The following is a 14012-nucleotide window of genomic DNA, read 5'->3' on the forward strand; positions in this document are numbered from 1 at the left end:
GCGTTGCTGAACTTATGCAGGCAATCCTTGCGGCGGTTCGCAATTTTGGCGTGAATCGCCCGCACACGGGCCTTCTTGCCGGCGCGCTGGGCCGTGCCCAGGGCGCTCTCCAGATCCCGGTAGAACCTGCCGCTTTCAAGGCGATCACCGTCGCTGCAGGTGGCCGTGGTTTTCAGTCCGAGGTCGATACCCACCGCGTCCTGGCCTGGCGATAACTGGCGGTCGACCTCGACCACGACGTTGAAATACCAGCGTCCACGGCTGTCTTCGTTGAAGCTGCCGGATCTGAATTTAAAGCCCGCCAGGCCGTAGCTGTCCCAGACCTTGAAGTGCTGTTTGTTGAAGACGACCTGGCCGTTTTTCCAGACAGCAGCGCCGACCTTGAAGGGCACCCAGCCCAGGCTGCGCCGGGCGCCGCCCGAGCAGCGCCAGCGGAGCTGGCGCTTTTTGAACTGCTTGCGCCGTGTGACATATTCGTCGGCAACAGCCTGCACCGATTGGCTGTGCAGTCCCAGGTCTTTGCCGGCCCCGTTGGTGTACTTGTGAATGTCGAACGCCGACAGAAAACGACCACGCTCACGAATCGAGCGACGGCTCAACTCGTTTACGTAGTTCCACACAAAATTCACAGCACGAGAAGCTTCACGCAACTGCGCTGCATGCTTGTCTCGCACTCGAATCTTGAGGGTTTTGGTCGCTTTCATTTCAGTCATGAAACACAGGATGGGGCGGTTTTATGGATGTTAACCCCTATGACCGCTTCGCGGTGGCGCTTTCATCCCCTACCTGAAGGAAGGGGCTTTTTTGCGCCGGCTTGGTAAAATAATTGCCACACCCCGGCACTTGCGCATACAGGGAGACACCGTGAGTCTGAACATCAGCGCCGATTTTGACAGCGGCAATATTGAGGTCATCGATGCCAGCGACAGCCAGCGCATCGAACTGGCGATCCGCCCCGACAGTAACAGCCCGCATTACCAGTGGTTCCACTTCAAGGTCGATGGCCTGATTCCCGGCCAGCACTACCACTTCAGGCTCGGCAATGCTGCCGGCGCAAGCTACGGGCATGCCTGGCACGGCTACAACGCGGTGGCATCCACTGACCACCAGAGCTGGTTTCGCGTGCCCTCCAGCTTCGACGGCCAGGCGCTGAGTTTCCGTTTCGAAGCCAGTCACCGCCAGGCCTGGTTTGCCTATTTCGAACCCTATAGCCGTGAGCGCCATACGCGCCTGATCGAACAGGCGCTAAGCAATGCCGGCTGCCAGTTGCTGGCCACCGGGCACAGCGTCGAAGGCCGCGATATTGCCTTGCTGCGCAAAGGCGACGGCGCGCCCGGCAAGCGCAAGATCTGGATCATCGCCCAACAGCATCCGGGCGAGCATATGGCCGAGTGGTTTATCGAAGGCATCATCGAGCGTTTACAGGAGCCTGCCGACGCCGCGTTGCAGACCTTGCTCGCCGCCGCCGACCTGTATCTGGTGCCGAACATGAACCCGGACGGCGCCTTTCATGGCCATCTACGCACCAATGCGCGCGGCAAAGACCTTAACCGCGCCTGGCAAGACAGCAATGCCCAGGACACGCCGGAGGTGTTCTTCATCCAGCAACAAATGGAACAGTATGGCGTGGATGCCTTTATCGATGCCCATGGCGACGAAGACATCCCTTATGTCTTCACCGCCGCCTGCGAAGGCAATCCGGGTTACAGCCCCAGGCAGGCCGCGCTTGAGGCGCAGTTTCGCAGCACCCTGGAGGGTATCACTCCGGACTTCCAGAGCCTGCACGGCTACCCCCGCAGCGCGCCTGGGCAGGCCAATATGAGCCTGGCCTGTAACAGTGTCGGTGAACGCTACCAATGCCTGGCGCTGACCCTGGAAATGCCCTTCAAGGATCACGACAACGCCCCGAACCCGCACACCGGCTGGTCCGGGCAACGCTCAAAGGCGCTGGGCCGTGACGTGCTCGGTGCTCTGGCGCAAATGGTTCAGGCGTTACGCTGAATCTCCCCTACCACACCGGTAACCTGGATAATCCCGACCCATGCATTCTCTTGCAGACCTGCGCGCCGGCAAACTGGCCGGCATCCGTCGCCTTGATCTGGGCTGCGGCCTGGAGCACTTCCCGCAGGAAATCTTTGACCTGGCCGACTCGCTGGAAGTCCTCAACCTGAGCGGCAACGCCTTGAGCAGCCTGCCGGATGATTTGCACCGCCTGACAAAACTCGAAGTGCTGTTTGTTTCTGACAACCTGTTCACCGAGCTGCCACCCGTACTCGGGCGCTGCCAACGGCTGAGCATGATCGGCTTCAAGGCCAACCGCATCGAACACGTACCCGCCGAGTCGCTGCCGCCGCGGCTGCGCTGGCTGATCCTCACTGATAACCGTCTGGAGACCTTGCCGGAGCAGCTTGGCCGGTGCCCGATGCTGCAGAAACTGATGCTCGCCGGTAACCGCCTGCAAAGCCTGCCAGCAAGCCTTGCGAACTGTCAGCAGCTGGAATTGCTGCGCCTGTCCGCCAACCAACTGCCGGCGTTGCCTGACTGGCTGATGCAAATGCCGGCCCTGGCCTGGCTGGCGCACTCCGGCAACCCGTTCAGTCGCAGCCCTGAGCAGCCGGCAATCAAACGCATCCCCTGGGCGCAACTGCAACTGCAGCAACGGCTTGGCGAAGGGGCTTCGGGGGTCATCCAGCAAGGGCTATGGCACAGCGCTGAAGGCAGCAGAGCGGTGGCGATCAAACTGTACAAGGGCGAGCTGACCAGCGATGGCTCGCCACAGGATGAAATGCTCGCGTGCATGGCCGCCGGGGCGCATCCGCAATTGATTGAGGTCATCGGCGAGGTCGACGGCCACCCCGATCAGCGTCGTGGCCTGGTCATGGGCCTGATTGACCCTGCGCTGCGCAACCTGGCCGGCCCGCCAAGCCTGGCCTCCTGCAGCCGGGATATCTACCCGCCAGACACCGTGCTGAGCCTGCCGGTGGTGCTGCGCCTGGCAACCGGTATCGCGTCAGTGGTGGCCCATCTGCACACGATCGGCATCACTCATGGTGATCTGTATGGGCATAACATCCTCTGGCAAGCAGACGGCCAGTGCCTGCTGGGCGACTTTGGCGCCGCCGCCTTTCATCCGCATGCTCGCGTCAGCACTGCGCTGGAGCGCATCGAGGTACGGGCATTCGGGATTTTGCTCGAAGAGCTGCTGAGTCACTGCCCGGAAAGTGACTCCTGCCCGGCGCTGGTACGACTGGCTGCACGTTGCGTACAGCCAGCTGTGGCGCTGAGGCCAGGGATGCAGGAAGTCCATGACTGCCTGCAAGCCCTCGCAGGCTGAATCAGCCCGCCAGCCCGACGTACATGTCTTGCACGTCATCGTTGTTGTCGAGCGCTTCCAGGAACGCCTCGACTTCAGCCATCTGCTCATCGGTCAGGCCGTCGACGGTGTTCTTGGGGCGATAACCCAGTTTCGCCGACTGCACGGTAAACCCCTGCTCGGGCAATGCCTTGCACACCAGGTCCAGGTCAGTCGGCTCGGTGAGGAACAGGGTCACCCCCTCCTCGCCTGGCTCGCAATCCTGGGCACCGGCTTCGATGGCAGCCTCTTCAGGGTCGATATCCGCCGAATTGGCGACCGCCTCGATCATGCCCTGATAAGCGAAGTCCCAGGATACCGAACCCGAAGCGCCCAACTGGCCCTTGCGAAACAGCACGCGGATTTCCGCGACGGTGCGGTTGACGTTGTCGGTCAGGCATTCGACGATCACCGGCACCCGGTGCGGCGCGAAGCCTTCATAGGTGACCCGCTCGAAGCTGACGGTTTCACCCAGCAGGCCGGCGCCTTTTTTGATCGCGCGCTCCAGCGTGTCACGCGGCATCGAGGCCTTTTTGGCCTGCTCGACCACCAGGCGCAGGCGCGAGTTCATGTCAGGATCAGCACCGCCGCGGGCGGCAACCATGATTTCCTTGGACAGCTTGCCGAAGATCTTGCCCCTGGCATTGGCGGCCGCTTCTTTATGTTTGACTTTCCACTGTGCGCCCATGTCTGCTGCTCTCTCTCGCTTCACTGGCGTCCCGCCACGACAAGATGACAGAACGCTGAAAAAGGTATCGCCCGGAATACTCCGAACACAGGGCGAGCATTCTATACGCCCGACGTATAGATGGAACCCCTCCAACAATTTCATAACCGCTGTCCGACAATTACCCCAGAGCCCTACAGGGCTGTAGGCCATTTCTGAAATAACCGGCAACTATGCCTTTGCGCTCCGGCTTTTCGTACCCTTCGCAGCCTTAACCCCCTGAGGAGGGAGCATCTGTGCATGCTCAATGATTCTGCCTGCCCGATCAGCCTGAAAATCCCAGGCCTGCCGATGGACTTCAGGGTTGCCGCCTTTAGCGGCCAGGAAGCCTTGAACGAGCCGTGGCGGTATACGATCGATCTGATCAGCCGCGATCCAGGCCTGGAGCTTGCCAGGCTGCACGGCCGACCGGCGAGTTTCATCGCCCGCGCCGGGCATCCTGCTGTCGACGGTGAAATCATTGACGCCTGCCAGCTGTACGCCGGCACCTGCCTGAGCCATTACCGCATCAGTCTGGCGCCGCGCCTGCAACGCATGACCAGCCCCCCAAGGCAACGATTGTTCAGCGGCCAGAGCAGCCTGCAGCTCATCGAACGTCTACTGAGTGAAAACGGGTACGACCCAACAGAGCTGCGCCTCGAACACCTGCACGGCGTGTATCCGGTCCGCAATCAATGCATTCAGTATCAAGAGAGCGACCTGCATCTGCTGCAGCGGGTGTGTGAAGAAGAAGGTATTCACTTTCACTTCGACGGTCAGCAACTGGTGTTCTCGGATGACCCGGCGAGTTTTACCGAGCGCCTGGAGCCGTTGCTGGCCCACCTGCCCTCCGACCGGAGCGGCCTGCTTGATCAGCTCTGTGAATTTCGCGGTTTACAACCCGTCACCCCGACGCTGCGCCAGGCAACCCACGGTGCCACGCCGTCCCACCCGCAAGCCTGGCAATTACAGCAGCGCAGCCGTGACCTGGAACGACTGCGCTGCGGTGCTCGTCAGCTCAGCGGGCAGAGCCGCGATGCGGCGCTGCGCTGCGGGCAGGTCATACGCATTGCCAGACACCCCGAGCAGCGTTACAACGACCACTGGCTGGTGACCCGCGTGCATCACTACGGCAGGCAGATGGGCGTATTCGAAGGGCAAGACCCCCACGAGATTGCCACGATCGTGCGCAACCTTGCCGCTGCCGATACTCATGACTGGGCGCTCAACGCCCCGCTGTTGGATCTGGGCGAGCACAGCGATCCCGGATACGGCAACAACTTTGCGGTCATACCCTGGACCCAGCCGTTTCGCCCGGCCTTGCGCCATCCAAAACCCCGAATCAACGGGCTGCATGCGGCAACGCTGATCGACAGCACAGCCAATCGCCAGGCCAGCCTGAAGATCCGGCTCGACTGGCAGACAACCGGCAGCGCTCCGGTACAGGCGCAGCTAATCCCCGGTCGCTTGCCCGCCGATCAACCGCTGCTGCCCGGCAACCGGGTTCTGGTGGCCTATCTGGACGGCGACCCGGACCGGCCGACGATCTGCGCCCTGTTGCCTGGCAGCATCGCTGCAGGGCCGCTGCGCTTGAGCCTTGATGGCTGCCCGATTGAGCCGGGCACAGAACAACTGGCGGTCCAACGCGGTCAATACTTGCAGATCTGCGCCACCCAAGCGCTGAGCCTGAGCGGCGCGCTGGCCAGCATTCGGCTCGGGCACCAGGGTATCGAGGTCAGCGCAGCCAGGCTGCAATTGACCCGACGCAGGCAACAACAGCCACTGCAGGATCTACGCCTGGTCGTGCAAGGCACGCCGCTGCGCGATTGCGTCTGGTATATCGTCCACATGGACAAGCCGGGGCTGGAAAATCTGTCTCTGCTTGACCCGGAGCATGTGTTATTCGAGGGCCGCACGGACGATCAGGGCTATCTGGGCATGACTGCCGAGCAGCGGCGCCGGTTGGCCATGGAATATGCCCGAGGTGCGCAGACGCTGTGCCTGCTGCACCCCGGCCACTGTGTCACGCTGCATCACTATCTGCGCCAGAGCAGCAATGATGCCCTGCATCAGGCGTTGCTCGATGCCGCCGCCGCGCCGCAAACAGATTAACGCCCCCTGAACTGCGGCGGGCGCTTGGCTACAAATGCCGCCATGCCTTCTTTCTGGTCCTGGCTGGCGAACACCGCATGAAACACCCGTCGCTCAAAGCGGATGCCTTCGGCCAGGCTGACCTCGAATGCACGATTGACGCTTTCCTTGACCATCATCGCCACCGGCAGCGATTTGGCAGCGATGGCCGCGGCGGCCTCAAGGGCCTCATCGAGCAGCCGTTCTGTGGCGACCACCCGCGACACCAGCCCGGCGCGTTCGGCTTCATGGGCATCCATCAGACGCCCGGTAAGGCACATTTCCATGGCCTTGGCCTTGCCTACCGCCCGGCTCAGGCGTTGTGTGCCGCCCATCCCGGGCAACACCCCCAGATTGATTTCCGGCTGACCAAAACGGGCGTTGTCGGCGGCCAGAATAAAGTCGCACATCAATGCCAGCTCACAACCACCGCCAAGGGCAAAACCAGCCACTGCAGCGATAATTGGCTTGCGCCGCCCGGCGACCCGGTCGCTTTCGCTGAACAGATCGTCCAGGTAGATCTGCGGGTAAGTCAGCTCGGCCATTTCCTTGATGTCTGCACCGGCGGCAAACGCTTTCTGTGAGCCGGTGAGCACAATGCAGCCGATCTGCGAATCGGCCTCGAACTGATCCAGCGCGTGGTTCAACTCATCGATCAATTGGGCATTAAGGGCATTCAATGCCTGCGGACGGTTGAGTGTGATGAGCGCAACCCTGTCTCTGACCTCGGTAAGGATTTCGCTATAAGCCATTGTTTTTTATCCTTTTTATTTGAAACGGGCGATTAACACCAAATTGAACAATCAACATTCATATCCAATCATAAGCTCTTGATTACCCTCAGCTTATTAACTCAACAGCCATGGCCGTAGCCTCACCACCACCGATGCAGATTGCCGCCACCCCACGGCGCTTGCCGTGACGCCGTAGCGCCGCCAGCAAGGTCACCAGAATCCTCGCCCCCGAGGCCCCCACCGGATGCCCCAGCGCACAGGCGCCGCCGTGGACATTGACCCGTGCATGATCCAGCCCCAGCTTGTTCATCGCCACCAGCGTCACCACCGCAAAAGCCTCGTTGATTTCGAACAGATCAACCTGATCGGCTGACCAGCCGGTCCTCGACCACAGCGCCTCAATCGCGCCAATCGGCGCGGTGGTGAACAGGCCTGGCTTATCGGCATAGGCAGCATGACCATGGATCACGGCCAGCGCGCTCAGGCCACGGCGCTCGGCCTCGGAGCGGCGCATCAACAGCAGCGCAGCGGCACCGTCGGAAATGGAACTGGAATTGGCCGCCGTTACCGTTCCGCCATCGACAAATGCCGGTTTGAGCGAGCCGATCCGGTCCGGCCGGGCCTTGGGTGGCTGCTCATCCTGGCTGATACGCTTGCGCTCTTTCCCGACGCTGACCTCAAGCGGGATGATTTCTTCCTCGAACCAGCCATTGGCCATGGCATGTTGAGCGCGACTCAGCGATGCCAGGGCAAATGCGTCCTGGTCTTCGCGGGTGAAGCCGTGCGATTGCGCGCACTCCTCGGCGTAGGTGCCCATCAGCCGACCGGGCTCGAAGGCATCCTCCAGGCCGTCGTAAAACATGTGATCCAACACCCGACCATGGCCCATGCGATACCCCTCACGCGCCCGGTCCAGCAGGTAAGGCGCGTTGGACATGCTTTCCATGCCACCGGCCAGCACGACCGTGGCGCTGCCGGCCAGCAGCAGATCATGCGCCTGGATCACCGTCTGCATGCCAGAGCCGCACATCTTGTTCACGGTCGTGCAGCGCGTCGCCATGCTCAGCCCGGCGCCCAGTGCAGCCTGCCGGGCCGGTGCCTGACCCAGCCCGGCCGGCAGCACGCAACCAAACAGCACCTCCTCGACCGCCTGCGGCTCGATACCGGCCCGGGCGACGGCCGCAGCGATGGCTGCACTCCCCAATTGCGGGGCGCTCAGGCTGCGCAATTCACCCTGAAAGCCGCCCATCGGCGTGCGCGCTGCGCTGACGATAACCACCGGGTCCTGATGACTCTGAACGGTCATGGAACTCTCCTCCTGAACACAAGATTGCTCGGCCAGATGCCCAACGCGATGGTGGCACCCGCCATACAGTCTTGAGCTTAGTGGAAAAACCCAGGCGACCGGTGCGGCGAATATCTGCCGGCCTCGATGGTCAGATTCTGTGTTGCCTTTCTGGAGCCCGCCATGTTGCGCCATACACGTCGCCTGCTGCTTGTCTCACTGTTCTGCGCACTGGGCGCCTGCGCGTGGTTACCGGATCGTGATCCACTGGTGATCGAAGTGGCAGGCATCGAGCCGCTACCCGGCGAGGGACTGGAAGTGCGCATGGCCGTGAAGTTGCGGGTTCAGAACCCCAACGACAGCGAGATCCACTACAACGGCGTGGCCCTGCGCCTGGAGGTCAACGACCGCTTGTTGGCTTCCGGGGTCAGTGACCAGCATGGCCGGGTGGCCAGCTATTCGCAGGCGCTGATCACTGTGCCGGTGAGCATCACGGCGTTCTCTGTACTGCGCCAGACTCTGGGGCTCGGCGAGGCGCAGGCACGCGGTCGGCCGTTGGACGGGTTGCCGTACACCTTGCACGGCAAGTTCGGCGGCGGCCCGTTCGGCACCCAGCGCTTCAGCAGCAGCGGCACCTTGAACCTGCCTGGCGGCGCCACCGGCGGCTGGTGAGCCTGGCGGGGCAGTTAGCGGGCAGCGGCCATCAAACGATTGACCTCACTGCGCACCATGTTGGCGTACTCCGGCGGACTCATGGCATCCAGTTCGCCACGTACCCATTCGGCCCACTTGCCCTTGCGTTTGGATTTTTCGCCGATCAGACGCGCGGCATCACCCTTGGCCTTGCCCAGATTGCTCTGCCATAGCTCGAACAGACGCGATTTTTCGTCTTCGATCTCGGCACGTTCGGCCTGGGAAAGGTTGGCGAGATTGAAACTCATGGCGGTTACCTCTTACAAAAACCGGGGGCAATCTTACACGGCCAGGACCATGACGCCGAACAGCCGATTGAACAACTTGCAACTTTTGCCGCCGCCCGGTACTCAATGGTTCAAATGCCATCCACTGAAAGGAAACCACCATGGCCCGCAAAACCGCCGCGCAAAACCCTGCTGACCAGATCAAGGATCAGGCTTTCAGCGAATTGCAGTCGCTGATCGAAGAATCGGAAAAGCTGCTCAAAGACAGCGCCGCGCTGGTCGGAGAAGACGCCGAAACGCTGAAAGCGCAATTGAGCCTGAAGCTCAATCAGGCGTTGGAAGCGGTGACCAGCGTGCGTGAGCGTGCGCGCCCGGCCGTCGAGGCAACCGAGACCTATATCGGCGGCCACCCATGGCAGACCGTTGCGATATCGGCAGGGTTCGGGCTGGTTGTCGGCCTGTTGCTGGGCCGTCGCTAAAAAACATTGTCGCTGGAACGGGCTCGACAGAGTGCCAGTTCCAGCCACATAGCAGCGCCTTAAAGTGCGCGATTGACCAGTGCAGGTTTGGCAAAGCGGTGCGATTTGGCCACTTTGGCTTCCAGCCCGGTCAACTGTTCCTGGCCTTGCTCCTGCGACTCGTAAGGCCCCAGCAGGATCTGCTGCTTGCCATCGAGATTGACGATCACCGGCGCATAATGACGCTCCAGCAGCCACGCGCTGGTGTCGCTGATCGCCTCACGGGTGTTCATCTGGATGTACCACTTAGGCTGACTGACCTGCGGCGCCTGCACTTGGGCACTGGCAGCAGACTCATGGGCTGGCGTCGGGGACTTGCCGGCATCACATGCGGTCAACGCCAGTGCCGCCATTATCATTACCATCTTGCGCACGTCGAACTGCTCCTGACTGATCGAGGCAGGAGTCTATCACTGTGCACCGCTTCAGCGACCGGTTGCGCTAAGGTGACGCAGCCAGGTGCTCGATCAACCGGCCACTGCTGGATGCCGTCATAGCGCCAGCAGCCGGGCGTTTGCAGCAGCGACCGGGTCGCCTGTGCTGTTTTTTGATCATGTAATCAGATATTTCACGAAATATCAGCCCCGCGAGGCCAGCGTCCCGCCGATGAGAGGACTCAGCGCAACCGGCCACATTTGCAGGGTAAATCCGTGAAATAATGGCTCTGTGACATGGGAACGTCATTCTGCCCCTGTGGTCCATCCTTGAGCCACTTTCGCCTCAATCAATGTGCATAAATACAAGCCTCAGCGGCAGCAAACAGGTATCTTCCTGCACCTTGCGTTGTAGCCTTTTCCAGAACCAGCAGCCACGGCATCGATGAGCACTGAAACGTCCAGCCAGCCACAGCCGGCCCTGATTATTTGCGAGCACTGCGACTCGCTGTATGAAATTCATCCCTTGCGCGCAGGCGAGTCCGCTTACTGCTTGCGTTGTCGCGCGCTGCTTGGCCGCGGTCAACGCATGTCACTGGAGCAATGGCTGGCCCTGACCGTGACGGCCGCCATGCTGTTTCTGCTGGCCAATATCTTTCCGGTGATCAGCATCAGCATGAAAGGCCTGAGCAACGAAGTCACGCTCTGGCAGTCAGTCGAAGCCCTGGCTCAGGGACGTATCACCCTGATTGCGCTGGTCGCCGGTCTGTCGATCATCTTTGCCCCGCTGCTGCAGATCGCGCTGCTGCTCTGGGTCTTGCTGCATGCCCAGCGCGGCATTGTTGCGCCCGGCTTCAAGGCATGCATGCGCGCCCTTGAGCATCTGCGGCCGTGGAGCATGCTTGAGGTCTGCATGCTTGGCATCCTGGTGGCAATCATCAAACTGTCGGGCATGCTTGATGTACATCCAGGGATAGGCCTGTGGGCGATGGGCATGTTAATGGTGCTGATCCTGCTGATCGCCAATCGCAACATTCGCCGGCTATGGGACATCCTTGAGGTGAAGCCTTCATGAGCCACATCCCTTATGCCCATGAGCATCAACTCAACCTGTGCCACATCTGTGGCTACGCCTGCGCACAAGAGCTGCACTGTTGCCCACGCTGTGATTCACCGGTGCATCGCCGTAAACCCAACAGCCTCACGCGCACCTGGGCGTTTCTGATCGCCGGGCTGATTTTCTATATTCCAGCCAATGTCTTGCCGGTGATGTACACCAACATGCTCGGCAACAGCAGCGAAAGTACGATCATGGCCGGCGTCATCGATTTTGTGCACCACGGCTCGTGGGACATCGCGCTGCTGATCTTTATCGCCAGCGTTCTGGTGCCGTGCCTGAAGTTCGCGGTGCTGGGCATGTTGCTGGTGACCTGCCAGCGGCGCAGTCAGTGGGCGATGGTTGAGCGTACGCGGCTGTATCGTTTCATCGAGCTGATCGGCTATTGGTCGATGCTCGACGTGTTGGTCGTGGCTCTGGTGGCGTCACTGGTGCAGTTTCGCGAACTCAGCAGCATCGAGCCGCGCATCGGCATCCTGTTCTTTGGTTTGGTCGTGGTGATGACAATGTTCGCCGCCATGAGTTTTGATCCCCGGCTCATCTGGGATGCAGAGGTTGAAGATGTCCGATAACACCCCCCCTACGTCCGCGGCAGTCCCTACCCGCCCGGAGATCAAACCGCGCCGGGCGAGGATCTCGCTGGTCTGGCTGGTGCCGATCGTGGCCGGCCTGATCGGCCTGTCCATGGCCGCCCACGACTGGATGAACATCGGCCCGAAGATCAAGGTCAGTTTCCAGACCGCAGAAGGCCTGGAAGCCAACAAGACCCAGGTCAAATACAAGAACGTGGTGATCGGTACGGTCACTGCCATCGACCTGAGCGAGGATCGTACCCACATCCTGGCCACCATCGAGCTGAACAATAGCGCCACGCCCTTCACCCGGGTCGACAGCCAATACTGGGTGGTGCGCCCGCGCATCGGTGCACACGGCGTGTCCGGGGTCGACACCCTGCTCTCCGGCGCGTTCATCAACGCCGATGCAGGCAATGCCGAGCAGACCAAAGATCATTTCACCGGCCTGGAAACCCCGCCGCCGGTGACCTTCGGTGAAAAGGGCAAGCGCTTCGTGCTGCGTACCGATGACCTTGGATCGCTGGATATCGGCTCGCCGATCTATTACCGGCGCATCCAGGTCGGCCAGGTGGTGGGCTATAACCTGTCTGACAACGGCAAAGGCGTCGACGTGCAGATTTTCATCAATTCGCCCAACGATAAGTACATCACCACCGACACGCGCTTCTGGAACGCCAGCGGGGTGGACGTCACCGTGGGCGCAGCGGGCCTGAAAATCGATACCCAGTCGCTGGCGTCGATCGTCTCCGGCGGTATCGCCTTCCGTGAGCCGAACTGGAGCCCGGATGCCAAACCTGCTGACGAGTATGCCGAGTTCCGCATCTTCGACGATCAGGCCACCGCCCTGGCCCCACCAGATGGCGAGCCGCGCTATATCCGCATGCGCTTCAAACAGTCGCTGCGCGGCCTGGCGGTCAATGCACCGGTGGACTTCCTGGGCGTCAATATCGGCAAAGTGGTGTCGGTCGACCTCGACTACGACGGCGACACCAAGACCTTCCCCGGCGTAGTGGGGGCGGTGATCTATCCCAAGCGCCTCGGCGCCGCCGAGGAAAAACTCCAGAAGCTGGCGGGCAATGGCGATGAAGACGAGCAATCGGCGCGGATTCTCGGCGCCTTCGTCAGCAATGGCCTGCGCGCCCAGGTACGCACCGGCAACCTGCTCACCGGCCAGTTGTACATTGCCATGGAATTCGACCCCAAGGCACCGAAAGTGGCTTTCGATCAACGTGCCCGGCCGCTGGAGATCCCAACCGTGGCAGGCAGCTTCGACAAGCTACAGGAGCAGTTGCAGGCCTTTGTCGACAAACTCAGCCGCCTGCCGATCGACGAGTTGGCGACCAACCTCAATGGCAGCCTGAGCGAGCTGCAAAAAACCCTGAAAACCGTCAACGGCAGCGTATTGCCGCAAATGCGTGGCACCCTGCAACAGGCCGAGAAAACCCTGGCCAGCGCCAACGACACCTTGGGCGAAGACTCTCCTGGCCGCCAGCAGCTTGGTCAGGCACTGGATGAAGTACAACGCGCAGCCCGCTCGGTGCGGGTGCTGACCGACTTCCTCGGTCGCCAGCCCGAATCGCTGATTCGGGGCCGCAGCAGTGATGCTGCACCGGCCTCGTTCAAAAGCTCGTCGTCGCGTAACAAGAATGTGGAGCCACAAGAATGACCCTGCGCCGCAAGTTTGCTGTTCTGGCCGCCGTTTTCGGTCTGGCCGCCTGCTCGTCACCGACCCTGCGCTACTACACCCTGGTCGCGCCCATGGACTCCGCACCGCCGCAGCGCAGTGCACCGGCGCCGTTCCAGTTCGAAATGCTCCCGGTGCTGCTGCCGGTGCAGGTCGACCAGCCGCCGCTGGTCGTGCGCCAGGGCGATGGCAGCCTGGCGATACTCGACACTGAGCGCTGGGGCGCGCCGCTGGGCGATGAGTTTCATGACGCTCTGACCGCCCAGCTCGAACGGCTGTGGAATCGCCGCGATGTGGCGGGGCTGCCCAAAAACAGCGATGAGCCGCTGCTGTCACTGCGCGCTGACGTACGCCGCTTTGAATCGGTGCCCGGCCAGTTTGCGCTGATCGACGTGGTATGGAATCTGAGCTTGCGTAGCGGCCCGAGCGGCAGCAAGCGCGAGAACCTGACCTGCAGCAGCGTGATCCGCGAAAATGCCGCAGCCAGCATGGAAAACCTGGTGCTGGCCCATCAACGCGCCGTGAGCCGCCTGGCCGAGCAGATTGCCCAGACAGGCCGTAACTGGTCGCAGCAGCGTAGTGCCGGCTGCCCTTGACAGCGGCCATGCCCGTCAGTG

15 protein-coding genes are annotated in these 14012 nt (G+C 61.5%); 9 read left to right on the forward strand and 6 right to left on the reverse strand.

Annotation, left to right across the window (positions count from 1 at the left end; genetic code table 11):
* Positions 1-704 (reverse strand): transposase (locus NRB16_RS26030; protein WP_257106426.1); only part of this gene is annotated, 704 nt, incomplete at its 3' end.
* Positions 705-864: 160 nt separating this feature from the next.
* Here NRB16_RS26030 and NRB16_RS26035 point away from each other — a divergent pair.
* Together NRB16_RS26035 and NRB16_RS26040 are read left to right on the forward strand one after the other, a co-directional pair.
* Positions 865-2001 carry a M14-type cytosolic carboxypeptidase gene (locus tag NRB16_RS26035; protein ID WP_257107293.1) on the forward strand — a complete coding sequence of 379 codons (1137 nt, stop codon included), beginning with the start codon at positions 865-867 and terminating at the stop codon, positions 1999-2001.
* A gap of 40 nt (positions 2002-2041) precedes the next feature.
* Entirely contained in the window at positions 2042-3334 is a 1293-nt protein-coding gene (locus NRB16_RS26040) for a leucine-rich repeat-containing protein kinase family protein (RefSeq protein ID WP_257107294.1), read from the forward strand.
* Between the two features lies 1 nt (position 3335).
* Here NRB16_RS26040 and NRB16_RS26045 read toward each other — a convergent pair whose 3' ends face one another.
* Entirely contained in the window at positions 3336-4040 is a 705-nt protein-coding gene (locus tag NRB16_RS26045) for a YebC/PmpR family DNA-binding transcriptional regulator (protein WP_045490893.1), read from the reverse strand.
* 279 nt (positions 4041-4319) lie between these two features.
* Between NRB16_RS26045 and NRB16_RS26050 the strand changes: the two genes are divergently transcribed.
* Positions 4320-6170: a type VI secretion system Vgr family protein gene (locus tag NRB16_RS26050; protein ID WP_257107295.1), complete on the forward strand. Its 1851-nt coding sequence runs from the start codon at positions 4320-4322 to the stop codon at positions 6168-6170.
* Here NRB16_RS26050 and NRB16_RS26055 read toward each other — a convergent pair.
* Both NRB16_RS26055 and NRB16_RS26060 read right to left on the reverse strand, forming a co-directional pair.
* Positions 6167-6940 carry an enoyl-CoA hydratase gene (locus NRB16_RS26055; RefSeq protein ID WP_253112619.1) on the reverse strand — a complete coding sequence of 258 codons (774 nt, stop codon included), beginning with the start codon at positions 6938-6940 and terminating at the stop codon, positions 6167-6169. The two genes, NRB16_RS26050 and NRB16_RS26055, sit on opposite strands and share 4 nt — an antisense overlap.
* 88 nt (positions 6941-7028) lie before the next feature.
* The gene (locus NRB16_RS26060; RefSeq protein ID WP_257107296.1) at positions 7029-8228 is read right to left on the reverse strand and encodes an acetyl-CoA C-acyltransferase; all 1200 of its coding nucleotides are present in this window, start codon (positions 8226-8228) and stop codon (positions 7029-7031) included.
* Positions 8229-8390: 162 nt separating this feature from the next.
* Between NRB16_RS26060 and NRB16_RS26065 the strand changes: the two genes are divergently transcribed.
* Entirely contained in the window at positions 8391-8879 is a 489-nt protein-coding gene (locus NRB16_RS26065; RefSeq protein WP_253112623.1) for an LEA type 2 family protein, read from the forward strand.
* Positions 8880-8893: 14 nt separating this feature from the next.
* Here the strand turns inward: NRB16_RS26065 and NRB16_RS26070 are convergent, their stop codons facing one another.
* A complete protein-coding gene (locus NRB16_RS26070; protein WP_045490888.1) occupies positions 8894-9148 on the reverse strand; it encodes a hypothetical protein in 255 nt (84 codons plus the stop codon).
* A 140-nt stretch (positions 9149-9288) separates the two neighbouring features.
* Here NRB16_RS26070 and NRB16_RS26075 point away from each other — a divergent pair, with 140 nt between their 5' ends.
* Positions 9289-9606, forward strand: coding sequence for a YqjD family protein (locus NRB16_RS26075; RefSeq protein ID WP_045490887.1), 318 nt, complete (start codon positions 9289-9291; stop codon positions 9604-9606).
* 59 nt (positions 9607-9665) lie between these two features.
* On the opposite strand, the gene NRB16_RS26080 is transcribed toward NRB16_RS26075, so the two are convergent.
* Positions 9666-10019 (reverse strand): hypothetical protein, encoded by a 354-nt coding sequence (locus NRB16_RS26080; protein WP_045490886.1) that lies wholly within the window; start codon positions 10017-10019, stop codon positions 9666-9668.
* Positions 10020-10464: 445 nt separating this feature from the next.
* On the opposite strand from NRB16_RS26080, the gene NRB16_RS26085 reads away from it, so the two are divergent.
* From NRB16_RS26085 to NRB16_RS26100, 4 genes are read left to right on the forward strand one after another with little or no spacing between them, the layout of a single operon-like run.
* Positions 10465-11094 carry a paraquat-inducible protein A gene (locus tag NRB16_RS26085; protein WP_045490884.1) on the forward strand — a complete coding sequence of 210 codons (630 nt, stop codon included), beginning with the start codon at positions 10465-10467 and terminating at the stop codon, positions 11092-11094.
* On the forward strand, positions 11091-11708 hold the full coding sequence (locus NRB16_RS26090) for a paraquat-inducible protein A (RefSeq protein ID WP_045490882.1): 618 nt from the start codon (positions 11091-11093) through the stop codon (positions 11706-11708). Before NRB16_RS26085 ends, NRB16_RS26090 begins: the two co-directional genes overlap by 4 nt.
* Entirely contained in the window at positions 11698-13377 is a 1680-nt protein-coding gene (locus NRB16_RS26095) for an intermembrane transport protein PqiB (protein ID WP_045490880.1), read from the forward strand. Before NRB16_RS26090 ends, NRB16_RS26095 begins: the two co-directional genes overlap by 11 nt.
* Positions 13374-13991: a membrane integrity-associated transporter subunit PqiC gene (locus tag NRB16_RS26100; protein ID WP_045490878.1), complete on the forward strand. Its 618-nt coding sequence runs from the start codon at positions 13374-13376 to the stop codon at positions 13989-13991. The genes NRB16_RS26095 and NRB16_RS26100 overlap by 4 nt, the downstream gene beginning before the upstream one ends.
* The last annotated feature ends 21 nt before the right edge of the window (positions 13992-14012 follow it).

This window comes from Pseudomonas sp. LJDD11 (assembly GCF_024584215.1).
GTDB lineage: Bacteria > Pseudomonadota > Gammaproteobacteria > Pseudomonadales > Pseudomonadaceae > Aquipseudomonas.